The 22,871-nt window shown below is 71.4% G+C and carries 20 protein-coding genes and 1 pseudogene; 10 read left to right on the top strand and 11 right to left on the bottom strand.

The window, feature by feature from the left end; translation table 11 throughout:
- Positions 1-9 precede the first annotated feature (9 nt).
- Positions 10-531: a MarR family winged helix-turn-helix transcriptional regulator gene (locus OHA64_RS41405; protein WP_405622324.1), complete on the bottom strand. Its 522-nt coding sequence runs from the start codon at positions 529-531 to the stop codon at positions 10-12.
- 110 nt (positions 532-641) lie between these two features.
- Here OHA64_RS41405 and OHA64_RS41400 point away from each other — a divergent pair, with 110 nt between their 5' ends.
- Positions 642-2,120, top strand: coding sequence for an MFS transporter (locus OHA64_RS41400; RefSeq protein WP_405622323.1), 1,479 nt, complete (start codon positions 642-644; stop codon positions 2,118-2,120).
- A 141-nt stretch (positions 2,121-2,261) separates the two neighbouring features.
- Here OHA64_RS41400 and OHA64_RS41395 read toward each other — a convergent pair whose 3' ends face one another.
- Complete coding sequence (locus OHA64_RS41395) at positions 2,262-3,293, bottom strand: LacI family DNA-binding transcriptional regulator (RefSeq protein WP_405622322.1); 1,032 nt, start codon at positions 3,291-3,293, stop codon at positions 2,262-2,264.
- Between the two features lie 164 nt (positions 3,294-3,457).
- Here OHA64_RS41395 and OHA64_RS41390 point away from each other — a divergent pair, with 164 nt between their 5' ends.
- Entirely contained in the window at positions 3,458-4,618 is a 1,161-nt protein-coding gene (locus tag OHA64_RS41390; protein ID WP_405622321.1) for a Gfo/Idh/MocA family protein, read from the top strand.
- Positions 4,619-4,714: 96 nt separating this feature from the next.
- A pseudogene (locus OHA64_RS41385) lies at positions 4,715-4,966 on the top strand (hypothetical protein); the annotation flags it as partial.
- A 16-nt stretch (positions 4,967-4,982) separates the two neighbouring features.
- On the opposite strand, the gene OHA64_RS41380 reads toward OHA64_RS41385, so the two are convergent.
- Positions 4,983-6,017 carry a LacI family DNA-binding transcriptional regulator gene (locus OHA64_RS41380; RefSeq protein ID WP_405622320.1) on the bottom strand — a complete coding sequence of 345 codons (1,035 nt, stop codon included), beginning with the start codon at positions 6,015-6,017 and terminating at the stop codon, positions 4,983-4,985.
- 135 nt (positions 6,018-6,152) lie between these two features.
- Between OHA64_RS41380 and OHA64_RS41375 the strand changes: the two genes are divergently transcribed.
- The 4 genes from OHA64_RS41375 to OHA64_RS41360 all read left to right on the top strand — a co-directional run bounded on the left by OHA64_RS41375 (position 6,153) and on the right by OHA64_RS41360 (position 10,202).
- On the top strand, positions 6,153-7,319 hold the full coding sequence (locus OHA64_RS41375) for a phytanoyl-CoA dioxygenase family protein (RefSeq protein ID WP_405622319.1): 1,167 nt from the start codon (positions 6,153-6,155) through the stop codon (positions 7,317-7,319).
- Between the two features lie 15 nt (positions 7,320-7,334).
- The gene (locus OHA64_RS41370; RefSeq protein WP_405622318.1) at positions 7,335-8,111 is read left to right on the top strand and encodes an SDR family oxidoreductase; all 777 of its coding nucleotides are present in this window, start codon (positions 7,335-7,337) and stop codon (positions 8,109-8,111) included.
- A 67-nt stretch (positions 8,112-8,178) separates the two neighbouring features.
- Complete coding sequence (locus OHA64_RS41365) at positions 8,179-9,183, top strand: Gfo/Idh/MocA family oxidoreductase (protein WP_405622317.1); 1,005 nt, start codon at positions 8,179-8,181, stop codon at positions 9,181-9,183.
- A complete protein-coding gene (locus tag OHA64_RS41360) occupies positions 9,180-10,202 on the top strand; it encodes a Gfo/Idh/MocA family protein (RefSeq protein ID WP_405622316.1) in 1,023 nt (340 codons plus the stop codon). The genes OHA64_RS41365 and OHA64_RS41360 overlap by 4 nt, the downstream gene beginning before the upstream one ends.
- A gap of 114 nt (positions 10,203-10,316) precedes the next feature.
- Here OHA64_RS41360 and OHA64_RS41355 read toward each other — a convergent pair whose 3' ends face one another.
- The 4 genes from OHA64_RS41355 to OHA64_RS41340 all read right to left on the bottom strand — a co-directional run bounded on the left by OHA64_RS41355 (position 10,317) and on the right by OHA64_RS41340 (position 14,569).
- Positions 10,317-11,339, bottom strand: a complete 1,023-nt coding sequence (locus OHA64_RS41355) for a Gfo/Idh/MocA family protein (RefSeq protein ID WP_405622315.1) — start codon at positions 11,337-11,339, stop codon at positions 10,317-10,319.
- A gap of 202 nt (positions 11,340-11,541) precedes the next feature.
- The gene (locus OHA64_RS41350; RefSeq protein ID WP_405622314.1) at positions 11,542-12,468 is read right to left on the bottom strand and encodes an ATP-binding cassette domain-containing protein; all 927 of its coding nucleotides are present in this window, start codon (positions 12,466-12,468) and stop codon (positions 11,542-11,544) included.
- Between the two features lie 5 nt (positions 12,469-12,473).
- Positions 12,474-13,544 (bottom strand): ABC transporter permease, encoded by a 1,071-nt coding sequence (locus tag OHA64_RS41345; RefSeq protein ID WP_405622313.1) that lies wholly within the window; start codon positions 13,542-13,544, stop codon positions 12,474-12,476.
- Positions 13,545-13,549: 5 nt separating this feature from the next.
- Positions 13,550-14,569 (bottom strand): sugar ABC transporter substrate-binding protein, encoded by a 1,020-nt coding sequence (locus OHA64_RS41340; protein WP_405622312.1) that lies wholly within the window; start codon positions 14,567-14,569, stop codon positions 13,550-13,552.
- Between the two features lie 299 nt (positions 14,570-14,868).
- On the opposite strand from OHA64_RS41340, the gene iolC reads away from it, so the two are divergent.
- From iolC to OHA64_RS41325, 3 genes are all read left to right on the top strand, one after another.
- A complete protein-coding gene (iolC, locus tag OHA64_RS41335; protein WP_405622311.1) occupies positions 14,869-15,921 on the top strand; it encodes a 5-dehydro-2-deoxygluconokinase in 1,053 nt (350 codons plus the stop codon).
- Between the two features lie 169 nt (positions 15,922-16,090).
- On the top strand, positions 16,091-17,971 hold the full coding sequence (gene iolD, locus OHA64_RS41330) for a 3D-(3,5/4)-trihydroxycyclohexane-1,2-dione acylhydrolase (decyclizing) (protein WP_405622310.1): 1,881 nt from the start codon (positions 16,091-16,093) through the stop codon (positions 17,969-17,971).
- Between the two features lie 216 nt (positions 17,972-18,187).
- On the top strand, positions 18,188-18,973 hold the full coding sequence (locus OHA64_RS41325) for a GntR family transcriptional regulator (RefSeq protein ID WP_405622309.1): 786 nt from the start codon (positions 18,188-18,190) through the stop codon (positions 18,971-18,973).
- 24 nt (positions 18,974-18,997) lie between these two features.
- Here the strand turns inward: OHA64_RS41325 and OHA64_RS41320 are convergent, their stop codons facing one another.
- From OHA64_RS41320 to OHA64_RS41305, 4 genes are all read right to left on the bottom strand, one after another.
- Complete coding sequence (locus OHA64_RS41320) at positions 18,998-20,107, bottom strand: methyltransferase (RefSeq protein ID WP_405622308.1); 1,110 nt, start codon at positions 20,105-20,107, stop codon at positions 18,998-19,000.
- A 315-nt stretch (positions 20,108-20,422) separates the two neighbouring features.
- Positions 20,423-21,085, bottom strand: coding sequence for an NUDIX domain-containing protein (locus OHA64_RS41315; protein ID WP_405622307.1), 663 nt, complete (start codon positions 21,083-21,085; stop codon positions 20,423-20,425).
- A gap of 139 nt (positions 21,086-21,224) precedes the next feature.
- Positions 21,225-22,154, bottom strand: a complete 930-nt coding sequence (locus tag OHA64_RS41310; RefSeq protein WP_405622306.1) for a carbohydrate kinase family protein — start codon at positions 22,152-22,154, stop codon at positions 21,225-21,227.
- Positions 22,151-22,837: a class II aldolase/adducin family protein gene (locus OHA64_RS41305; RefSeq protein WP_405622305.1), complete on the bottom strand. Its 687-nt coding sequence runs from the start codon at positions 22,835-22,837 to the stop codon at positions 22,151-22,153. Before OHA64_RS41305 ends, OHA64_RS41310 begins: the two co-directional genes overlap by 4 nt.
- Positions 22,838-22,871 lie beyond the last annotated feature (34 nt).

Raw genomic sequence — 22,871 nt, 5'->3', positions numbered from 1 at the left:
CCGTTCCGCTCAGGAGTCGGGCGGGACCTCCAGCCGGTCCTCCGCATGGGCGACGAAGTCATGAACGAGCCGCCGGAAGAGCACGGCGAGTTGCTCGACATCCCCGTCGGACCACTCGGCCAGAGCCATCCCCATCCCCAGGCGGCTCACCTCCCGTATGCGCTCGACCGCCGCCATACCGACCTCGGTGAGCTGGACGCGCTGGGCCCGCCGGTCCTCCGGATCGGGGACCCGGACCACATACCCTCCTCGCTCCAACTGCCGCAGCTGCCGGGTGACATGAGAGGCCTCCACCGACAGCCGTACGGCCAGCACTCCCGGACGCTGCGGTTCGCTCTCGGAGATGTGCCGCAGGATGGCCACGGCCGCACGGTCCAGCGTCAACCCCGCCACCGCCATCAGTCGCTCGTGCTGGCGGGAGCGGCCGGCCAGATAGGCGACGCGAGTGAGGGCACCCTCGATCTCGGCAATGGCCGCGGGGACGACTGCGGGGGCCGCAGCGAGTGCGGCCGCGGGGGACTCTGCCGTCATGTGAGCACCTTTGAGAATCGGGAAGTATTTGCTTGACTCAAGTAACACGATTATGCTTGCCTAAGTCAAGCATCCCCGCTCCCCCGTATCTCTCTGCTGGAGGCCTTGCCATGTCCGACGCCCTTGCCCGACCCGCCGGAGCGGGGAAGTCCGCCCCGCCGAAGGCGAACGCCGTGGTGGCGGTACTGGCCCTGGCCGGAATCGTCGTCTCGCTGATGCAGACCCTGGTCATCCCGATCGTCCCGGAGCTGCCCAAGCTCCTGGACGCCCCGGCGTCCGACACCGCCTGGGCGGTCACCGCCACCCTGCTCGCCGCCGCCGTCGCCACCCCGGTCGTCGGCCGGCTCGGTGACATGGTCGGCAAGCGGCGGATGCTGATGGTCAGCATCCTGCTGCTGGTGTCCGGCTCACTGGTCTGCGCGCTCGCCGACTCCCTCGTCCCGATGATCGTCGGCCGCGCTCTTCAGGGCCTGTCGGCCGCCGTCGTACCGCTGGGCATCAGCATCCTGCGAGACACGGTCCCCTCCGACAAGCTCGCCGGCTCGACGGCGGTGATGAGCGCCTCCCTCGGCGTCGGTGGTGCCCTCGGCCTGCCCACCGCCGCGTTCATCGCGGACAACTGGGACTGGCACATCCTCTTCTGGACCTCCGCCGCCCTCGGCATCGTCTCCCTCCTCCTGGTCCTGATGTTCGTTCCCGAGTCGCCCCGCGTCGGCGGCCGCTTCGACCTCGTCGGCTCGCTCGGTCTGTCGGCCGGTCTGGTGTCGCTGCTGCTCGCCGTGTCCAAGGGCGCCGACTGGGGCTGGACCTCGGGTACGACGCTGAGCCTGGGTGTCGCCGCCGTCGCGATCCTGGCCGCCTGGGGCCGGTGGGAGCTGAAGGCCAAGCAGCCGCTGGTCGACCTGCGCACCACCGCCAAGCCCCAGGTGCTCTTCACCAACCTCGCCTCGATCGCCCTCGGCTTCTCGATGTTCGCGATGTCCCTGGTCCTGCCCCAGCTGCTGCAACTGCCCGAGCAGACCGGCTACGGCCTGGGCAGGTCGATGCTGACCGTCGGCCTGGTGCTGGCCCCGCAGGGCCTGGTGATGATGGTCATGTCCGCCGTGTCCGCCCGGATCACCAAGGCCAAGGGACCCAAGGTCACCCTGCTGATCGGCGCGCTGATCGTCGCGGCGGGCTACGGCCTGAACATCCTCCTGATGAGCGAGGTCTGGCACCTCGTCCTGGTCTCCTGCATCATCGGCGCCGGTATCGGCTTCACCTACGGCGCCCTGCCCGCCCTGATCATGGGCGCCGTGGACCCGTCCCAGACGGGTGCGGCCAACAGCCTCAACACCCTGATGCGGTCCCTCGGCACCTCCTTCGCCAGCGCCATCGCCGGCGTGATCATGGCCCAGATGACCACGGACTTCGGCGACTACGCCCTGCCCTCCGAGAACGGCTTCAAGGTGGTCCTGGCCATCGGCGCGGGCGCCGCACTGCTGGCCTTCGCCGTCGCCTCCTTCATCCCGAAGCACCGCCCGGCCGGGGCCGCCGCGCCCACGGACGGCCCGGCGCAGCCCGCGGAGGTCACCGCGGCCAAGGCCTGACACCGACGCGCCTGACCGGACGCCGGGCGGCCTCCCTCACCAAGGGAGGCCGCCCGGCGTCGCGTTGCCCGGCGTGCGTACCGGTGGCCCTCTCTCGCCCACGCGTACGCGGTCACCCCATCCCAAGGTCTGTCCTGCGGATCAGGTCGCGGTCGCGGGGTCCGGCACGCCGCCCGTCCGCGGCGGTGCCGTCGTTCCGCGGATCTCCAGGGCCGGCGTGGCCAGCTGGATCCGGCCCGCTCCCCCGGCCCCGTCGAAGCGGTCCAGGAGGCAGCGGGCGGCGCGTCGGCCGACCTCGTGCCCCGCGTTGTCGACGGTGGTGAGCCACAGGTGGCGCAGCCGGGAGATGCTCGTGTTGTCGTAGCCGGTGACGGACAGGTCCTCGGGAACGCGCAGGCCCAGTTCCTCGGCGGCCGAGAGCGCGCCGACGGCGGCGATGTCGTTGACGGCCACGACGGCGGTCGGCCGTTCGGGTCGGCTCAGCAGCCTCACGGCCGTACGGAAGCCGCCCTCCTCCGTCATGTCGCCGGCCTCGACGGGCGCCTGGCCGGCCGGGCCGTGGGCGCGCATCACCGCCTCGAAACTGCGCCGGCGCAGTTCGCCGACGGCTCCGTAGCCCGCGAGGTGCGCGATGCGGCGGTGGCCGAGCGCGATGAGGTGCTCGGTGACCAGCCGGGCCCCCCGCTCGTCGTCTCCGGCGACGACGTCCACCCCGGCGGGCACCGGCTCACGGGCGCCCGCGACGACGACCGGCATGCGTGCGGCGACCGGCCCGAGCGCGGCCGGGTCGGGGAGGGTGCCGACCACGACCAGGCCGTCGACCTGGAGGTCCAGGAAGGGCCGGGTGAGGTCCTGGCCGCTGCGGCGGTTGAGGCGGGCGTCGCCCAGCAGCATGTGCAGGCCGTGGTCGTGCAGCAGCGAGTTCAGGCCGTCCAGGAGGTCGACGAACCAGGGGTTGCGCAGGTCGTTCAGGAGTACGCCCACGGTGCGGGTGCGCTGCTCGCTGAGGCTGCGGGCGGCGGCGTTCGGGCGGTAGCCGAGTTCGTGTACGGCCCGCAGCACGGCCTCCCGCCGCTCCGGCCGTACCTGGTCGGAGCCGCGCAGCACCAGCGAGACCAGCGACTTGGAGACACCGGCCCGCTCGGCCACGTCCCGGATCGTCGGCTGTCTCATGTCCTGGACCGTTCCATGGCCCATCGGCGTTGTCAAAGGCGAGCGAAGGACGAGCGAAGGGTGGGCGATGGGCGAGCGACGGGCAGGTGAAGGGGCTTGACACCTGGTGGAGTGCCGCCCAGGGTGGGTCGGGCAAGGAAATGGACCGGTCCAAAGAGGGGCTCATGGTGGATACGCTCGGTGTCGCCGTCGTCGGGTTCGGCTGGATGGGCCGGGTGCACTCCCAGGCGTACGCCCGGGTCCCGCACCACTACCCGCTGCTCGGTCTGCGCCCGGAGCTGGTGACCGTCGCCGAGGAGGTGCCCGGCCGAGCCGAGGAGGCCGCCGCTCAGTTCGGCTTCGCCTCGACGACCCGCGACTGGCGGGAGGTCGCCGCCGATCCGCGTGTCCAGGCCGTCAGCATCACCGCCCCGAACTTCCTGCACCGCGAGATCGGTGTGGCGATGGCCGAGGCCGGCAAGCACATCTGGATCGAGAAGCCGGTCGGTCTCACCGTGGCGGACGCCCGGGCGGTGTCCGACGCGGTCACCGAGGCGGGCGTCCAGGGCGCGGTCGGCTTCAACTACCGCAACGCGCCCGCCGTCGAGACGGCCCGGTCACTGATCGCCTCCGGTGACATCGGCACGGTCACCCATGTCCGCGTCCGCCTGTTCAGCGACTACGCGGCGCACCCCGAGGGGGCGTTGAGCTGGCGGTACGAGCGGGAGCGGGGCGGCAGCGGAGTGCTGGGCGACCTGGCCTCGCACGGCGCCGACCTGGCCCGCCATCTGCTCGGCGACATCACCTCCCTCACCGCCGACACGGCGATCTTCGTACCGGAGCGGGCCCGTCCCACCGGGGTCACCGCCGGCCACAGCCGTGCCTCCGGCGGCGAACTCGGCCCGGTGGAGAACGAGGACTACGTCAACTGTCTGCTGCGCTTCGCCTCCGGAGCCCGCGGCGTTCTGGAGGCCTGCCGGGTCTCGGTGGGCGAGCAGAACAACTACGGCTTCGAGGTGCACGGCACCAAGGGCGCGGTGTTCTGGGACTTCCGCCGGATGAACGAACTCGGCGTGAGCCGCGGCGACCGCTACCAGGACCAGCCGGTCAGCACGGTGTACGTCGGCCCGGGCGACGGCGAGTTCGGCGCGTTCCAGCCCGGAGCCGCCAACGCGATGGGCTACGACGACCTGAAGGTCGTCGAGGCGTACCGCTTCCTCCGGTCGATCGCCGAGGACACCTCGCACGGGGCCACACTCGCCGACGCCGTGCACAGTGCCGCCGTACTGGACGCCATGGCGCGGTCCGCCGAGAGCGGGACGTGGGTGGACGTACACCCAAGGTGAGTGCCCCCAGCGCCACCCCGATCCGGTGCTCCGGCCCAGCGGCGGCAGGCCCCGGGGCCGTCAGGCTTCGATACGTCGGCACACACGCCCGCGAACCTGACCGCTTTCGGATACGCCGTCTCCCGCACCCGGCTGCTGCCGCGCTGGACCGGCCGGTCGGCGTACGTCCTCGCGGGGATCAACGTGGTCTTCGTGCCGTCCCTGTTCTTCGGCAACACCCCGGCCGACTTCTACGCGGCGAACGGCTGGGGCACCACCGCGCTGGTGGGGGCCGTCCTCAGCTACTGGCTGCTGGCCCTGGGCATCTCCCTCTACCGCAGCGCCGGAACACCGGTGCCGACGCGCTGAGAGCGGCGGCCGCGCCTCACCCGGCCGTCGCCTGGGTCGGCATGTTGTACGGCGTGACCACCTGGATCGCCGACGGCAGTGTCGGGCCGGCCGGCGGCAGGGCGTCGTGGGCGCGCATCACGATGTGGCAGGCCTCGCGCATGTCCTGGCGCAGGTCGTGGTGGAGGACGGCGGACAGTCGGTGCTCGCGCAGCAGGCGGGTGTTGTCGTGGTCGAGGTCGTGTGCCACGAAGAGCGCGCACTCGCGGTCAAGGTCCTCGAAGGCCCGCAGGGTGGCTATGTTGCCGCCGCCGATCGAGTAGACGGCGCGGATGTCCGGGTCGCGCCGCAGCGCGGCCCGGACCAGGTCGTACTGGGTGGCGTCCAGCCCCTGTCCCTCGGCGATCTCGACCAGGGTGCGCTCCGGGTGCCGGGCGCGCATCACGCTGCGGAAGCCCATCTCGCGCTCCTCCTCGTTGCGGAAGAAGCCGCTGCTGAGGCTGGTGAGCACATTGCCGGGGCGGTCGCCGAGCCACTGGCCCATGAGGTAGGCGGCGGTCGCTCCGGCGGCCCGGTTGTCTATGCCGACGTAGGCGAGGCGCGCCGAGGAGGGCAGGTCGGTGACGAGGGTGACGACGGGGATGCCCGTCTCCGCGAGCCGGCCGACGGCGGCGGCGACCTCGGGGACGTCCGGCGCCTTGAGCACCACCCCCTGCGAGCCGCGCCGGGCGATCCGGTCCAGGGTCCTGGTGAGTTCCTCCACGGGGCCGGTCTCGCGGAAGTGGAAGCGCGAGCGCACGACCGCCGGGTGCAGGGACGGCAGCTCGGCCTCCAGGGCGGCCTGTACGGCGCTGGAGAACCGCTCCGGAGCCTGCATCACGATGTCGATCATGAAGGTGCGTCCGACCAGCCTGACCTGGGTGCGCTGCCGGTCCAGGTCCTCGATGGCCTGACGGACCTCACGTTCGGTGCTCTCCCGCACCCCGCCGCGACCGTTCAGGACCCGGTCGACGGTGGCCTCGCTCAGGCCCGCCTGACGTGCGATCTCCCGGATCGGGAAGGGGTGGCCCACCGACGGCTCCTTGAGGGGTTTTTGATGGCTTGCCGCTGGTTGTTCGAGGGGTTTGTACTGACAAGAATGACAGAGCCGTGTCGCTCCTTCGCGACCGGATCCGTGTCGCATCCCGTGACCGAAAGAAGGACGACGATGTCCCTCACCGCCGCTCAGCATCGGGCCTGGCTGACCGAGCAGGACTGTGATCTCGACGTCTTCCGCTCACAAGTCGAACGCACGACGGACCTCGCCGACCATCCGCACGCCTCGGCCGTGGAGGACAACGTCCTCGTCTACGACAGTGAGCGGCTGCGCGCGGCGGGCGCGACCCGTGAGGTGCTGGCCGAGCTGGTCCACGCCCTCACGGACGGCCCCGGCATCGTCGTCTTCCGGGCCGCCTTCCCGGACCCGGCCGTCGTCGACCGGCTCACCGGTGTCTTCGACGCGCTGATCACCGAGCAGCGGGCCTCGGGGGCCGACGCGGGCGACCACTTCGCCGCGCCGGGCGCCAACGACCGGGTGTGGAACGCGTTGGAGAAGGCGGCCCTCTACGACCCCGAGGCGTTCGCCGACTACTACGCCAACGACATCCTGGCGCTGGTCTCGACCGCCTGGCTGGGCCCGGGCTACCAGGTGACCTCCCAGGTCAACGTGGTCAACCCGGGTGGCGCCGCGCAGACGGTGCACCGCGACTACCACCTGGGGTTCCTCTCCAACGAGAGGGCCGCCGCCTATCCCGGGCATGTGCACCGTCTCTCGCCCGCGCTCACGCTGCAGGGCGCGGTGGCACACTGCGACATGCCCGTGGAGTCGGGCCCCACGCTGTACCTGCCGTACTCGCAGACCTTCGAGCCCGGCTACCTCGCCTGGCGGCTTCCTGAGTTCCAGGCGTACTTCAAGGCGCACCACGTCCAGCTCCCGCTGGCCAAGGGCGACGCCGCCTTCTTCAACCCGGCGCTGTTCCACGCCGCCGGCACGAACCGCACGATGGACGTACGGCGGATCGCCAACCTGCTCCAGGTGTCCTCGCCCTTCGGCCGGGCGATGGAGACGGTGGACCGGGAGGCGGTGGCCAACGCGGTCTTCCCGGTGCTGCGCAGGCGGCTGGCCGACGGCGTGGGCGAGGAGTGGCTGGAGCGGGTGATCGCGGCGAGCGCCGAGGGCTACCCGTTCCCCACCAACCTCGACAGTGACCCGCCGGTCGACGGTCTGGCCCCGCCTTCCCAGGCGGACGTCGTACGGCGGGCACTGGAACAGGGATGGACCCCGCGGGCTCTGCGCGACGAGCTGCGGGCCGGCGCCGTACGGCGCGACAGCTGAAAGGGCTTGGAACTCATGGGACTTCTCGACGACAAGGTCGTCCTCGTCAACGGCGGCAGCCAGGGTGTGGGCGCCGCCATCGCCCGGGCCGCGGTCCGGGAGGGGGCGCGGGTCGCCGTCACCGGGCGGCGCCCGGAGCCCGGTGAGGCGCTGGTGGCGGAGCTGTCCGCGGCCGGCGGCAAGGCGATGTTCGTACGGGCCGACCTGGCGGACGCGGAGCAGGCGAAGGAGTCCGTGGCCGAGGTGGTCGGGGCGTACGGCCGGGTCGACTGCCTGGTGAACTCCGCCGGCCTCACCTCCCGGGGCACGCTCCTCGACACCACGCCCGAGCTGTTCGACCAGCACATCGCGATCAACCTCAAGGCCCCGTTCTTCGCCATGCAGGCAGCCGTCGCGGACATGGTGGGCCGGGGGGCGCCCGGCACGGTCGTCAACATCATCACCTCCTCCGCGCACGGCGGGCAGCCGTTCCTCGCCCCGTACGTCGCCGCGAAGGCCGGGCTGATCGGCCTGACCCGCAACGCGGCGCACGCGCACCGCTTCGACCGGGTGCGGATCAACGGCCTGAACATCGGCTGGACCGCGACCGAGGGTGAGGACGCGACGCAGAAGGCCTTCCACGGCGCCGGGGACGACTGGCGCGAGGAGGCCGCCGCCCGACTGCCGATGGGCAAGCTCGGGCAGCCGGACGAGATCGCCGACTTCGTCGTCTTCCTGCTGTCGGAGCGGTCCGGAGTCGTCACCGGTTCGGTGATCGACTGGGACCAGAACGTCCTCGGCGGCCTCGACTGACCCTCCCCCACGACGACCTCCCCTTCGACAACCGCTCACGCAGCCGCACCCAAGGAGCAACACCCTCATGCGCATCGGAATCCTCGGCCTCGGCCGTATCGGCGCCTTCCACGCCGAAACCCTCTCCGGACTCGACGCGGTCGAGTCGCTGGTCCTGACCGACCCGTTCGCGGACGCCGCGAAGTCCGCCGCCGAGCGGTTCGGCGGTGAGGTCGTGGACTCCCCCGAGGCCGTGCTGGCGGCCGGGGTGGACGGCATCGTCGTGGCGGCGGCCACCGACGCGCACCCCGCGCTGATCCTGGCCGCCGTCGAGGCGGGCGTGCCGGTGTTCTGCGAGAAGCCCGTCGCGAAGACCATGCGCGAGGGCGTCGAGGTGCTCAAGGCCGTCCAGGGCGCGGACGTGCCGATCCAGATCGGCTACAACCGCCGCTTCGACGCCGGGTTCGTCGCCGCCCGGGCCGCCGTGCAGAGCGGTGAGCTGGGCAAGCTGCACACCGTCCGGTCGACCACGCTGGACCCGGCGCCGCCGCCGGCCGCGTACATCGCCGCTTCCGGGGGCATCTTCCGGGACTGCTCGGTGCACGACTTCGACATCATCCGCTGGGTGACCGGCCGGGAGGTGACCGAGGTGTACGCGGTCGGCGGCAACCGGGGTGCCGACTACATCAAGGAGGCGGGCGACGCCGACACCACCGGGGCGATCCTCACCCTGGACGACGGCACCATCGCGGTGGTGTCCAACTCCCGCCACAACGCCCGGGGTTACGACGTCCGCATGGAGATCCACGGTTTCACGGACTCCATCGCCGTCGGCCTGGAGGACAAGCTGCCGCTGCGTTCGGTCGAGCCGGGCGTGACCTTCCCGGCGGGCACCCCGCACGACTTCTTCATGGACCGCTTCACCACGGCCTACCGTGCCGAACTCACCGCGTTCACCGAGGTCGTGGCCGGCACCCGGCCCTCCCCGTGCACGATCGAGGACGCCCTGGAGGCCGGCTGGATCGCCGACGCCTGCACCCTGTCGCTGCACGAGCACCGCCCCGTCACCATCCAGGAGGTACGACAGGCATGAGCGGACCGGGCCGGGAACCCCTGCGTATCGGAGTACTGGGCGCGGCACGCATCACCGAACGCTCCCTGGTCGACCCGGCCCGGGAGACCGGCCACCGCCTGGTCGCGGTGGCCGCCCGCGACCGGTCCCGCGCCGAGGCCTTCGCGACGGCCCACGGGGTGGAGCGGGTGGCGGACTCCTACGCCGAACTGCTCGCCGACCCCGAGGTCGACGTCGTCTACAACCCGCTCGCCAACGGCCTGCACGGACCGTGGAACCTGGCCGCCCTCGCGGCGGGCAAGCACGTCCTGACGGAGAAGCCGTCGGCGAGCAACACCGAGGAGGCCACCGAGGTACGGGACGCGGCGGTGAAGGCCGGGACCGTCTTCATGGAGGGCTTCCACTACCTCTTCCACCCGGTCACCCGGCGCCTGCACGAGATCCTGCGAAGCGGTGAACTCGGGGAGCTGCGCCGGGTGGAGACCATGGTCGCCATACCGGCGCCCGACGACTCCGACCCCCGCTGGTCGCTGCCCCTGGCCGGCGGCGCCGTGATGGACCTGGGCTGCTACAGCCTGCACGCGGTGCGGATGCTGGCCCCCTGGGCGGGCGGCGCACCACGGCTCGGCTCCGCGCGGGGCGGGGAGCGGGCGGGGGCGCCCGGAGTCGACGAGTGGCTGGACGCCGAGTTGGAGTTTCCGGGCGGGGCCACCGCGTCGGCTCGTTGCCACATGGCGTACGACCGGCTGGAGATGAGCTGCCGGATCGTCGGTTCGCGGGGCGAGGCGAGCGCGCCGAACTTCGTGCTGCCGCAGCGGGACGACCGGGTCGTGGTGCGGACGGCGGAGGGTGAGCGGACGGAGCGGCTCGGTACGCGGTCGTCGTACGCGTACCAGCTGGAGGCGTTCGCGGCAGGTGTCCGCGAGGGCACCGCGCTGCCGCTCGGCGCGGACGACGCGGTGGCGACGATGGCGCTGATCGACGGCTGCTACCGGGCGGCCGGGTTCGAGCCTCGGCCGCGCACCACGCTCGCGGACTGAGGGCCGGGGGCTCTCACGAAAGACGGAAAGTGGGCCGGGGGGATTCCCCCGGCCCACTGCCATCACCCGGCCAGGAATGCCGTCAGCGGGGTCTTCAGGAGAGTCGACGGACCGTCATCCCCGGTACAGCGCGGGCCGGTCGACCAGGTCCACCTCGACCCGGCCGCCCTCCTCCAGCGACCGCACACCGGCCTCGCACACCGCCGCCGCCGCGTAGCCGTCCCACACGCTCGGGCCGGTGACCTCGCCGCGGCGGGTGGCGTCGACCCAGGCCTGGATCTCGCGGTCGTAGGCGTCGGCGAAGCGTTCGGTGAAGTCCTGGGCGATGGTGCCGCCCCAGCGGCCGGCCATGTGGGTGACCATGGCGTGGCCGTCGCCGATGCGTGCGGTGCCGCGTTCGCAGACCACTTCGGCCTGGACCTGGTAGCCGAAGCCGCAGTTGACGAACATCTCGACGTCGACGATCGCGCCGCCGTCGGTCTCGAAGACGACGAACTGGGGGTCCTGCAAGTCGTCGGGCGCGTTCGCCGACGGCCGCGGACGCAGCACGGTGACCGCCGTGATCTCGTGCCCGAGCAGCCAGCGGGTCACGTCCGTCTCGTGCGCGACTGAGTCGCTGATGAGCATGTCGCTGGTGAACCAGGGCGGGCCGGCCGCGTTGCGATGCCTGTTGTGGAGCATCAGCGGGCGGCCCAACTGGCCTGTCTCCAAGGGGGACTTGAGCTTCATGTACTCGGCGTCGTAGCGCCGCATGAAGCCGACCTGGACCCGGCGTCGGCCCAGGCTCACCTCCGCCTCCATGACCCGCGCCGCGGAGGCCGCGTCCGGGGTGAGCGGTTTCTCGCACAGGACGGGAAAGTCGTGCGCGAAGGCCGCCAGCAGGGCCGCCTCGTGGGCGGGGCCCGGGGAGGCGACCAGGACGGCGTCGACGTCGGCCGAAGCCATCGCGGCGGCCGGGTCGGTGTGGACCGTGCAGCCGTCGGCAAGGGCCGCGACGGCCTTGGCGCGTTCCGCGTCGACGTCCACGACGGCGGTCACCCGGGCTCCGCTGGTGAGCTGCTGGATCCGGCGCACATGGTCGGCGCCCATTCTTCCGGTACCGATGACTGCGATTCCGAGCGGGTCACGCTGGGTCATGATCGTCCCTTCGGGATGGTCAGGCGCCGCAGGACCTCAGGAACCCAGGGGTGAGCGCTACGACCCTGCTCACGCCCTCCCAGGTCTCGACTCCCGGACCGAGGGGCCGCGGTGCAGGCCGGTGAGGAACCTGCCCGCGGACACCCTCAGGTTCCGTCTGTCCACCGACCCGACCCGGATGCGGTCGAGCGGGGACGCCATCTCACGCCTTCTTCTCGCCGACGGTGGTGGCGGAGGCGGGCGTGGGGGTGGGCAGGTCCCCCTCTCCGGGGAGTTCGTCGACGTCGACGCCGCGTACCGCGCTCAACTCGTGCTTGAGAGCAACGAGTTCGGCGCCGCCGGCCATGTGGTTGGTGAGCTCGTCGAGGCTGACCTCGTCGCGGGAGGCGTTCAGCTCCATGGTGCCCAGGCGCAGGACGCTGAAGTGGTCGCCGACCATGTAGGCGTGGTGCGGGTTGTGGGTGATGAAGATGACGCCCAGGCCGCGGTCGCGGGCGGCGGCGATGTACTTCAGCACCACGCCGGACTGCTTGACACCCAGGGCTGCGGTGGGCTCGTCCAGGATCAGGACGCGGGCGCCGAAGTAGACGGCGCGGGCGATGGCCACGCACTGGCGCTGGCCGCCGGAGAGCGTGCCGATGGGCTGCTCGAGATCGTCCAGGACGATGCCCATGTTGCGCAGTTCCTGGTCGGCGGTCTTCTTCATCGCCTCGATGTCGAGACGGCGTACCGGCCAGGGGCCCTTGGTCATCTCGGAGCCGAGGAAGAAGTTGCGCCACACCGGCATCAGCGGAACGACGGCCAGGTCCTGGTACACCGTGGCGATGCCCTTGTCGAGGGCCTCGCGCGGGGTGGAGAACCGCACGGGGGTGCCGTCGACGAGGAAGTCGCCCTCGGTGTGCTGGTGCAGCCCGGAGATGATTTTGATGAGGGTGGACTTGCCGGCGCCGTTGTCGCCCAGCACGCAGGTGACCTGGCCGGGACGGACCGTCAGGTCGACGCCGTGCAGGGCGCGGATGTTCCCGTAGGCCTTGCCCGCACCCCGCAACTCGACGAGCGGTGCGTCCTGTTGCTCGGGCTCGGTGTCCGCGAGGACGGCTCCGTGCGTACCGGTCTTGTTGGTCGTCATAGGGGTTACCTCCGGGTCGCCGACTGTCGGACCCACAGATTGATCAGGACGGCGCCGAGGAGCATCACGCCGAGGAAGGCCTTGAACCAGTCGGGGTTCCAGCCGGCGAAGACGATGCCCTGGTTCACCATGCCGAACATGAAGGCGCCGAAGACCGGCCCGATCGCCGAGCCGTAGCCGCCGGTCAGCAGACAGCCGCCGATGACCGCCGCGGCGATGTAGATGAGCTCCTGGCCCACACCCTCACCGGACTGCACGGTGTTGAAGGTGAACAGCTGGTGCATGCCGACGAACCAGGCGCCGAAGCCGACGAGCATGAACAGGGAGATCTTGGTGAAGGTCACCGGCACACCGACGGCCCGCGCGCTGTCCTTGTTGCCGCCGACCGCGAAGATCCAGTTGCCGTACTTCGTGCGCAGCAGCACCCAGGTGGCAAGCGCCGCGAAGACCAGCCAGTACACGATGGTGATCTTCACCGTGACGCCGCCGACCTGGAAGGACGAGGCGAAGATCTTCTTCGCCTGGTCGAAGCCGTCCATGCTGCTGATGTCGTCGGTGGCCACGTTGGTGGTCACCAGCTTGGTGACCGCGAGGTTCACGCCCTGGAGGATCAGGAAGGAGCCCAGTGTGACGAGGAAGCTCGGCAGGCCGGTCTTGACCACCATCCAGCCGTTGAAGAAGCCGATCGCCAGCGACACGATCAGCGCGGCGAACACTCCCGCCCACACGTTCAGGGTCAGCTGGTAGGCGAGCATGCTCGCGGTCAGCGCCGAGGTGATCACCGCGACACCGGCCGACAGGTCGAACTCGCCGCCGATCATCAGCAGCGCGACCGGCAGGGCCATGATCCCGATCGTCGACGACTGGTACAGGATCGTGGACATCGCGCTGCCCTCGCGCACCGGCGGCGCCGCGATCAGGAAGAACACGTACACGGCGGCCGCGCCGAGGAAGACACCGACTTCGGGGCGGGCCAACAGCCGTAGCGCCAGGGGGCGTTGCGAGGTGCGGCCGTCGGACTGCTTCGGGCCGGGGGCCGGCGGTGCGGTCACCGCCGGCTCAGCCTGCTGGGTCATACCACTCACCGAGTGCCCTTCGCGGCGAACTCGGCGATCTTGTCGACGTTGGTCTTGTCGACGAAGGCCGGGCCGGTCAGCACGGGCTGCTCACCGCCACCGCTGTAGTTGCCGTTGTTCTTGTAGAGCCACAGGGAGTCCACCGCGAGGTAGCCCTGGAGGTAGGGCTGCTGGTCGACGGCGAACTGAATGGTTCCCTGGTCGATGGCTCCGGTCAGTTCCTTGTTGAGGTCGAAGGTGGCGATCTTCGCCTTGCTGCCCGACTCGGACACCGACTGCACCGCGGTCAGCGCGAAGGGGGCGCCCAGGGTCACGACGTAGTCGATGGACTTGTCCTGGCTGAGCTTGGCGGTCATCGTCGACTTCACGGACGGCATGTCGGCGCCGTTGACGAAGAGCGTCTGGGTCTTGCCCTTGAACGTCTTCTTCACGCCGTCGCAGCGCTGGGTGAGGCCGATGTTGCCCTGTTCCTGGACGACACAGACGGTGCTCTTGGCGCCGGCCTCGTTCAGCCGCTTGCCGAGGGCCTCGCCCGCGACGGTCTCGTCCTGGCCGAAGAACTCCATCAGGCCGAGCTTCTGCCAGTCGCTCACACCGGAGTTGAGGCCCACCACGGGTATGTTCGCGGCCTTCGCCTTGCTCACGACGTCCTTGAGGGCGTCCGGCTTGGCGAGGGTGATGGCGATGCCGTCGACCTTCTGGTCGATCGCGTTCTGCACCAGGTTGGCCTGGTTGCCCGCGTTCGGGTCGGCCGAGTAGACCAGCTTGACGTTGTCCTTGGCGGCGGCGGCCTGTGCGCCCTTGCGGACGATGTCCCAGAAGGTGTCGCCGGGTGCCTGGTGGGTGACCAGCGCGACGGTCATCCGGGGGGTGGTGGCCTTGCCCGCGGCGGCGCCCGACTGGCTTTCCTCGGCCTTCTTGCCACCGGAACTGCTGGAGCAGCCTGCGAGGGTGAGGGCCGCGGCCGCGGCCACCGCCACGACGGGTACGACTCTGCGGGAACGGAAGCGGGAAGAGCGGTCCATCTTTCCAGCACCTCACTGTGCGACGGGAGAACGTCGGGAAAGGGAAGGGATCACAAGGATCCGAGGGGGCCCGGGACCTGGAGAGTTCCGGGTCGTTCGCCGCGAAAAGCGACTACTGCGCTGGGACGGGATCCAATCCCTTGACACGGCCGCTGTCAATACTTTGTTAAGACATCATTTCACAAGCAGGTCCGAATGTAAGTACAAACTATTGACAGCGTCGCCCTTCGAGTCCTACACCTGGGGGGAGCGGGTCCCGCGGGACCCGCTTCCCCAGCCCGGACCGAGGAGCGTCGCGCATGGCAGGTTCAGCCCAGCACTTCGACGTGATCAGTATGGGCCGTATCGGAGTTGATCTCTACCCGCAGCAGTCCGGAGTGCCCTTGGCGCACGTGAAGAGCTTCGGGAAGTTCCTCGGCGGTTCGGCGGCGAACGTGGCGGTCGCCGCAGCCCGGCTCGGCCGCCGCTCCGCCGTGATCACCCGCACTGGCGACGACCCCTTCGGCACCTACCTCCACCAGAGACTCACGGAGTTCGGCGTCGACGACCGCTGGGTGACGCCGGTGCACGGGCTGCCGACCCCGGTGACGTTCTGCGAGAGCTTCCCGCCGGACGACTTCCCGCTGTACTCCTACCGCCGCCCGAGCGCCCCTGACCTGCAGATCCACACCGACGAGCTGGACTACTTCGCCATCCGGTCGGCCCGGATCCTCTGGATCACCGGCACCGGTCTGAGCGGGGAACCGAGCCGGTCGGCCACCCTCGCCGCCCTCAAGGCCCGCGGCAGGGCCGGGACGACCGTCTTCGACCTGGACTGGCGGCCGGCCCTGTGGAACGACACCGCCTGGGCCGACGCCGAGGAGGCCCGCCCGTACTACGTCGAGGCACTGGGGCACGCCACCGTCGCCGTCGGCGATCTCGACGACTGCGAGATCGCCACCGGTGTCCGCGAACCGCGGGCGTGCGCCGAGGCGTTGCTCGCGGCGGGCGTCGAACTGGCCGTGGTGAAACAGGGCCCGCAGGGCGTGCTCGCCGTCCACCGGGACGGTACGACGGTCGAGGTCCCGCCGGTTGAGGTCGAGGTGGTCAACGGGCTCGGCTCGGGCGACGCGTTCGGCGGCGCGCTGTGCCACGGCCTGCTGTCCGGCTGGGAGGTGCCGAACGTCATGCGGTACGCCAACGCGGCGGGCGCCCTGGTCGCCTCCCGCCTCGCCTGCTCCTCCGCGATGCCGACGGGCCCCGAGGTCGAGGACCTGCTCGCCGGCGTACCGGAACCACGCGCCGCGCGACCGCTGCCCGCCCCGCCGCACCCCACGGACCCGGGCGCCACGGCCCCGAGCGCGACGGCCTGACCGGAGCCTGCCATGAGCGCCGGCATCCCGGACCGGAGCCCGAGCGGGCCCGGCTGATCCGTGACCACCCCGATCACCCCGACCACGCCCGGATCCGCGACACCTGGTCCGAGCGGCCCGTCGGCCCCCGCCCGCCCCTCTGCACCGCTCCTTCCCAGTGAGGTCCCCGATGAGCCAACCCACGAGCGTCCGCCTGACCGTCGCCCAGGCGCTGGTGCGGTTCCTGTCCGTCCAGTACACCGAGCGGGACGGCGTACGGCACCGGCTGATCGCCGGGACCTGGGGCATCTTCGGCCACGGCAACGTGGCGGGTGTCGGCCAGGCGCTCCTGGAGGCGGGCGAGGACGCGATGCCGTTCCACCAGGGCCGCAACGAACAGGCGATGGTGCACGCGGCGGTGGGTCACGCCCGCCAGCTCAACCGTCTCTCCGCGCAGGCGGTGACCACCTCCATCGGACCGGGCGCGACGAACCTCGTCACCGGCGCGGCCCTCGCCACCGTCAACCGCCTGCCGGTGCTGCTCCTGCCCGGCGACTACTTCGCCACCCGCCCCGCCGACCCGCTGCTCCAGCAGCTGGAGCACCCGACCGAGGCGGACGTGTCCGTCAACGACACCCTGCGCCCGGTCTCGCGCTACTTCGACCGGGTCACCCGGCCTCAGGCCCTGATCCCCTCGGCGCTGAACGCCATGCGGGTGCTGGCGGACCCCGCCGAGACCGGCGCGGTCACCCTCGCCCTGCCGCAGGACGTGCAGGCGGAGGCGTACGACTGGCCGGCGGAGTTCTTCGCCGACCGGGTGTGGCACGTACGGCGTCCCACGTCCGACCCGGCCGAACTGGCCGAGGCCGTACGCGCGATCCGGGCCGCCGAACGCCCGCTGATCGTCGCGGGCGGCGGCGTGCACCACAGCGAGGCCGAGGCCGCTCTGCGGGCCCTGGTGGACGCCACCGGCATCCCGGTCGCCTCCACCCAGGCGGGCAAGGGCTCGCTGCGCCACGACCACCCCGCCGACCTCGGCGGCATCGGCCACACCGGCACCGCGGTGTGCGACGACATCGCACGCACCGCGGACCTGGTGATCGGCGTCGGTACCCGCTACAGCGACTTCACCACCGCCTCCGGCACCCTCTTCCAGCACCCGGGCGTCCGCTTCCTGAACCTCAACATCACCGCGTTCGACGCCCACAAGCTGGCGGCCCGGACGCTCGTCTGCGACGCGAAGGCCGGCCTGGAAACGCTCGCCACGGCCCTCGACGGCCACCGGGTGGACCCCGCGTACGAGGCCGAGTACGGCGCCGGCAAGGAGCGCTGGGAGCAGCTCGTGACGGCCGCCTACCGCGCGGACGACGAGCACGCCGTACCGACCCAGACGCAGGTGCTCGGCGCGCTGGACGCGGTCGTCGGCGACGACGACGTGGTGATCAACGCGGCCGGCTCGCTCCCCGGCGACCTGCACAAGCTGTGGCGGGCCCGCAGCCCGCGCCAGTACCACCTGGAGTACGGCTACTCCTGCATGGGCTACGAGATCCCAGCCGCGATCGGCGTCCAGCAGGCCACGCCCGGCACCCCCGTGTGGGCGCTGGTCGGCGACGGCACGTACCTGATGATGCCGACGGAGATCGTCACCGCCGTCCAGGAGGGCCTGCCGGTCAACCTGATCCTGATCCAGAACCACGGCTACGCCTCCATCGGCGGCCTCTCCGAGTCGGTCGGCGGTGAGCGTTTCGGCACCGCCTACCGCTACCGGGCCGCCGACGGCACCTTCTCCGGCGCCCCGCTGCCCGTCGACCTCGCCGCGAACGCGGCCAGCCTCGGCATGGACGTACTGCGCGCCAAGACCATCCGGGAGCTGCGCGAGGCGCTGGGCACGGCCCGCGCCTCGGACCGTCCGACGTGTGTGTACGTCGAGACCGGCACCGGCGGTCCGAGCGCTCCCCCGGCCGAGGCCTGGTGGGACGTGCCGGTGGCTGAGACCGCGTCCCGCGCGGCCGCCGTAGAGGCCCGCGAGGAGTACGACCGCGAGGTCGCCACCCGCCGCCACCACCTGTGAAGCCCCGCTTCCGACGCGCACTTCTTCGAGGAAGGTACGTCCGTGACTCCTCCCCCACGTAAACGAGGGGGCTTCTCACTTGACCACAACGAGTCTCGTGACGGCCAAGCCCTGACCGCTGCCGAAGCAGACACGCAGCGTACTACGCCGCTGCGCGGCTCCGGAAATGCGTTTCCCTCCCCGGCTGAAGCCGGGGATACCCGCGCAAGATCAGAGATGGCGAAGACCGGCAGCACCCCACGTGCCGTGACCGCCCCCGCGCTCAGCTCCCTGGACTTCGCGCTGGACCGCGGCAGTCCGGTGCCGCTGTACTACCAGCTCGCCCAGCAGTTGGAGGCGGCGATCGAGCACGGTGTCCTCGCCCCCGGCAACCTCCTGGGCAACGAGGTCGACCTGTCCGTACGCCTCGGCCTGTCCCGTCCGACGGTCCGCCAGGCCATCCAGTCCCTGGTCGACAAGGGACTGCTGGTGCGCCGTCGCGGGGTCGGCACCCAGGTGGTGCACAGCCAGGTCAAGCGCCCGCTCGAACTCAGCAGCCTCTACGACGACCTGGAGGCGGCCGGACAGGGACCCGCGACCCGGGTGGCGCGCAACGAGGACGTCGCCGCGTCCGCCGACGTGGCGGCCGCCCTCGGGGTCGCCGAGGGCAGCGAGGTCACGTGCCTGGAGCGGCTGCGCTCCACGCACGGCCAGCCCGTGGCCTACCTGTGCAACTACCTGCCCGCGGGCCTGCTCGACCTCGACACCGCCCGCCTGGAGTCGACCGGCCTCTACCGCATGCTGCGCACCGCCGGCATCACCCTGCACAGCGCCCGCCAGACCGTCGGCGCCCGCAGCGCCACCGCCGACGAGGCCCACCTCCTCGACGAACGCGAGGGCACCGCCCTGTTGACCATGCAGCGCACCGCGTACGACGACACGGGCCGCCCGGTCGAGTACGGGACGCACATCTACCGCGCGTCCCGGTACGCCTTCGACTTCCAGCTGCTGGTCAGACCCTGAGCCCTCGTTCCTCGACCCTCGACGTCACCGCACGGTCAGCCGCCACAGGGAGGTGACCTCGGCCGCGCGGGCGGTGTGCAGGGGGTCGCGGGGGTCCCGTGACCTCGGGTGCCTCGGGCGGGTGTCGAGCCGGTCGGCGACGCGCAGGCCCGCCTTGTCGATGAGGGTGAGCAGGTCGTCCCGGGTGCGCAGGCCGAGGTGTTCGGCCAGGTCGGAGAGGACGAGCCAGCCCTCGCCGCCGGGGGTGAGGTGGGCGGGGAGCCCGTCGAGGAAGCCGCGGAGCATGGCGGAGTCGGGGTCGTGGACGCCGTGTTCGAGGTCCGAGGAGGGCCGCCCCGGCAGCCACGGCGGGTTGCAGACGACGAGGTCGGCGCGGCCGTCCGGGTACAGGGCCGGTCCGGTCACGGTGACGCGCGCGGCGACGCCGAGCCACTGTACGTTGTCACGGGCGCAGGCCAGGGCGCGCGGGCTGATGTCCGTGGCCACGACCTGTGCGAACCCGCGCCGGGCGAGGACGGCTGCCAGTACACCCGTCCCGGTGCCCAGGTCGAAGGCGGTACGGCCGCGGACGGGAGCTAGGGCGACGAGATCGACGTACTCACCGCGCACCGGGGCGAACACCCCGTAGTGCGGGTGGACTCGGGCCTTCAGGGCCGGTACCGCCACGCCCTTGAGCCGCCACTGCCAGGCGCCGAGCACGCCGAGCAGTTCCCGCAGCGAGATCACCACGGGGCCGCGCGACGGACCGTAGGCCGCCGCGCACGCCTCGCGTACGTCGGGTGCCCGGCGCAGGTTCAGGGTGTGGCCGTCCTCCAGCTGGACGAGCAGCCTGCCGAGGACCCGGGCGCGGTGGGCCCGGGTCCGGCGGTGCAGGTGGAAGGCCTCCAGCGGATCGTTCCCCGGCGCGTGGGATGTGCGGTCGACGCGGCGGCCCATGGCGTTCAGGAGTTGTCGGGCGCCCTGGAAGTCGCCCCGCCACAGCAGGGCGGTGCCCTCGCAGGCCAGGCGGTGTGCGGTGGCGGCGCGCAGGCTGTCGTCGGCGACGACGATCCGGCGCGGCGGCGGGGTGTGGCTCTCGGAGTGCCAGCGGGTGGCGTGGGTGGTGTGGTCCTCGGTCCAGTGGATGGTGGACACGGTGTACTCCTCGTGAAGGAACGTGCGGGGCACGAAGAGCACTTCGACGAGGGGTGTGGCGAACGCCCATGGCGGGCATGGGCGGTTGTCCGGGCCGCGGCAGGGGTGACCGCCCGTGCCGTGGCACGGGTGGGTCGGCCGACGGCCCGGGGCTCGGGCCGGAGAGGCTACCGCTCCCGCGTCGAAGCGCGGGAGGAGCGGTCGACGAGCGCCATGCCGAGGGTCACGAGGAGTCCTTCACCGTAGAGGCACCGTAGAGGGCCGGTCAGGTTATCAGTGGTTCAAGTCAGGGTTGCGCGCGTGGGGTTGGGAGGCTCAGTCGGCGAACGGCCCTTCCAGTGCGGCCCATTGCAACAGCATGATCGTCTTGGCGTCGGCGATCTCCCCGGTCCGGATCATCTCCAGGGCCCGGCGGAAGGGCAGTTCGAGGATCTCGATGTCCTCGCCCTCCTCGTCCAGGCCGCCCCCTTCGTGGGTGCGGGTCGAGGGCCCGTAGGCGGCGGCGTAGAAGCTGACGCGCTCGGTGACCGAACCGGGGCTCATGTAGACGTCGAAGACGTGCCGGACCTCGCCGATGGTGTGCCCGGTCTCCTCCACGACCTCCCGTCGCACGGCGATCTCCGGGTGCTCGTCCTCGTCGTCGAGGAGCCCGCCGGGGGTCTCGACCAGCATGCCGTCGGGATGTCCGTTGACGTACACCGGGAAACGGAACTGCCGGGTGAGCAGCACGGTCTCGCGTTCGGTGTCGTAGAGCAGCATGGTGGCGCCGTTGCCGCGGTCGTGCGTCTCGCGCTGCTGGGTTCTCCAGGTGCCGTCGGCGTGCTGGTAGTCGAAGGTGGTGGCGCGCTCGACGTACCAGTGACTGGACAGCAGGGTCACGTCCCGCACCTTGACGCGCGGGTTGCCGGTCAGGTCCCGGCCCGTGCGGTCGAGTCCGGTGCGGCCCCGGCCGTCGGGGGTGTCGACACCGGCGGTCATCGGGGGCCTGCCGGGAGGGAGGCGGAGTACGAGTTGGTCATACCCGCTTCTACCATCACGGGCCGGGCGCTCGGGGGTCACCTGCGGTTTCGGTGTCCCCCGAGCGCCCGGCACCGGGCGGTCGTGGGTCAGGGGCGGCTCAGGAGTGGGTCTTCTGCACCATGGAGAACTCGTCGGCCTCGGCGAGGTCGAAGTCGCCGTGGTCGCTGCCGAGCCCCTGCGCCACCAGCGCCGCCGCCGCGGAGCCGAGGACGGCTGCCTCACGGGGGGTGCGGTCCAGGCTGATCCCGCGCAGGAAGCCCGCGGAGAACGCGTCACCGCACCCGGTGGTGTCGACGACGTCGATCGCGAAGGCGGGAACCGTCTCGGTGCCCTCGGCGGTCACGAGCAGCGCGCCGTCGCCGCCGCGTGTCACCGCGACCACGCCGACGCCGGCGGCCAGGAGTTTCTGGGCGCCTGCCATCAGGTCGTCCTCGCCGGTGAAACCGAGCAACTGGTCGTCGTTGGGCAGCAGATGGTCGACGTACGGCAGCGCCTCCTCGATCTGGTCGAAGCTGCCGAGCACACCGGGCGCGAGCAGGTCCATGGAGGTGACCACACCGTGCTCCTTGGCGTACGCCAGGATGCGCGCGGCGACGTCGACGCCGATCAGCTCGGGGCCGCCGAGGTGCAGGTGCGTGGCCTCGGCGATGGCGTCCCAGGGCACGTCGTCGAGGCCGTAGGTGACGTTGGCGCCGAGCAGGTGGAGGGAGGGCCGGTCGCCGTTGGGGCGGATGGGCAGGACGCTCGCGGAGGTGGAGGTGTCGACGCGGCGGACCAGCAACTCGGTGTCGATTCCCGCTCTGTTGAGCAGCTGCACCAGCAGGTCACCGGTGGGGTCGGTACCGATCGCGCCGGCGGTACGGACCGTGGCGCCCAGCTTGGCGAGGGTGAGGGCGGTGCCGCCGGCCGTTCCGGCGGCGGTCATCCGGATGTCGTCGACCAGCGTGGCGCCCTGCCCCTCGGGAATCTCCTCCACCGGCCGCACCAGTACGTCCAGCACGTGCACGCCCATCGTGACGACCTTCATCGGGGTCCCTCCTGCTCGGGTGATACGGGTTGGGTGGTGCCGTAGTTCCTTGCGAGCGCGGCCTCGATCACCGCGAGCTGCTGCTGTTCGTCGAGGACGCGGGGCGGGCCCAGGGCCGCCGCGCGCTGGTAGACACCGCAGGCCCACTCCAGCAACAGCGCGTGCTCCATTGCCTTGTCGAGCGTCGGCGCGTGGGTGAGCGAGCCGTGGTTGGCCATCAGTGCGGCGCTGCGGCCCTCGAGTGCCGCGAGCACCGATTCGGCGAGTTCCGGGGTGCCGAAGGTGGCGTACGGCGCCACCCGCACGGTGCCGCCGAGGGCGAGCAACTGGTAGTGGAGGCAGGGGAGTTCGTCGAGGACGCAGGACAGGGCGGTGGCCATGGGGGCGTGGGTGTGCACGACCGCGCCGGTGCCGTAGCGGTGGTAGACGCCCAGGTGCAGGTCCAGCTCCGAGGTCGGACGCAGGGTGCCGGCCACGACCTGTCCGTCGAGATCGACGACGGTCACCTGGTCCGGGGTCAGCGAGGCGAGCACCGCGCCGGTGGCGGTGATCGCGATCCGCTCCCCCGCACGCACACTGACGTTCCCCGCCGTACCGATGAGCAGGCCCTCGGCCCCCAGCCGGCGACACACGGCGGCCACGGCCGCCCGCTCCTCGCCCAGCGCCGAGCTTGAGTCGGTCATGCGCGCGACGCTAACCTAAACATGAAACAATGTC

The organism is Streptomyces sp. NBC_00076 (assembly GCF_045041235.1).
Lineage (GTDB): Bacteria > Actinomycetota > Actinomycetes > Streptomycetales > Streptomycetaceae > Streptomyces.
This window is presented reverse-complemented; position numbering and strand designations above follow the sequence as displayed.

Coding starts and splice junctions, on each gene's coding strand:
- OHA64_RS41365 (WP_405622317.1), top strand. CDS start 8,179: ATGCGCATCGGAATCCTCGGCCTCGGCCGTATCGGCGCCTTCCACGCC.
- OHA64_RS41355 (WP_405622315.1), bottom strand. CDS start 11,339: ATGACCCAGCGTGACCCGCTCGGAATCGCAGTCATCGGTACCGGAAGA.
- OHA64_RS41405 (WP_405622324.1), bottom strand. CDS start 531: ATGACGGCAGAGTCCCCCGCGGCCGCACTCGCTGCGGCCCCCGCAGTC.
- OHA64_RS41340 (WP_405622312.1), bottom strand. CDS start 14,569: ATGGACCGCTCTTCCCGCTTCCGTTCCCGCAGAGTCGTACCCGTCGTG.
- OHA64_RS41315 (WP_405622307.1), bottom strand. CDS start 21,085: ATGACCGCCGGTGTCGACACCCCCGACGGCCGGGGCCGCACCGGACTC.
- iolC (WP_405622311.1), top strand. CDS start 14,869: ATGGCAGGTTCAGCCCAGCACTTCGACGTGATCAGTATGGGCCGTATC.
- OHA64_RS41370 (WP_405622318.1), top strand. CDS start 7,335: ATGGGACTTCTCGACGACAAGGTCGTCCTCGTCAACGGCGGCAGCCAG.
- OHA64_RS41400 (WP_405622323.1), top strand. CDS start 642: ATGTCCGACGCCCTTGCCCGACCCGCCGGAGCGGGGAAGTCCGCCCCG.
- OHA64_RS41305 (WP_405622305.1), bottom strand. CDS start 22,837: ATGACCGACTCAAGCTCGGCGCTGGGCGAGGAGCGGGCGGCCGTGGCC.
- OHA64_RS41350 (WP_405622314.1), bottom strand. CDS start 12,468: ATGACGACCAACAAGACCGGTACGCACGGAGCCGTCCTCGCGGACACC.
- OHA64_RS41345 (WP_405622313.1), bottom strand. CDS start 13,544: ATGACCCAGCAGGCTGAGCCGGCGGTGACCGCACCGCCGGCCCCCGGC.
- OHA64_RS41395 (WP_405622322.1), bottom strand. CDS start 3,293: ATGAGACAGCCGACGATCCGGGACGTGGCCGAGCGGGCCGGTGTCTCC.
- OHA64_RS41375 (WP_405622319.1), top strand. CDS start 6,153: ATGTCCCTCACCGCCGCTCAGCATCGGGCCTGGCTGACCGAGCAGGAC.
- iolD (WP_405622310.1), top strand. CDS start 16,091: ATGAGCCAACCCACGAGCGTCCGCCTGACCGTCGCCCAGGCGCTGGTG.
- OHA64_RS41310 (WP_405622306.1), bottom strand. CDS start 22,154: ATGAAGGTCGTCACGATGGGCGTGCACGTGCTGGACGTACTGGTGCGG.
- OHA64_RS41325 (WP_405622309.1), top strand. CDS start 18,188: ATGGCGAAGACCGGCAGCACCCCACGTGCCGTGACCGCCCCCGCGCTC.
- OHA64_RS41390 (WP_405622321.1), top strand. CDS start 3,458: ATGGTGGATACGCTCGGTGTCGCCGTCGTCGGGTTCGGCTGGATGGGC.
- OHA64_RS41360 (WP_405622316.1), top strand. CDS start 9,180: ATGAGCGGACCGGGCCGGGAACCCCTGCGTATCGGAGTACTGGGCGCG.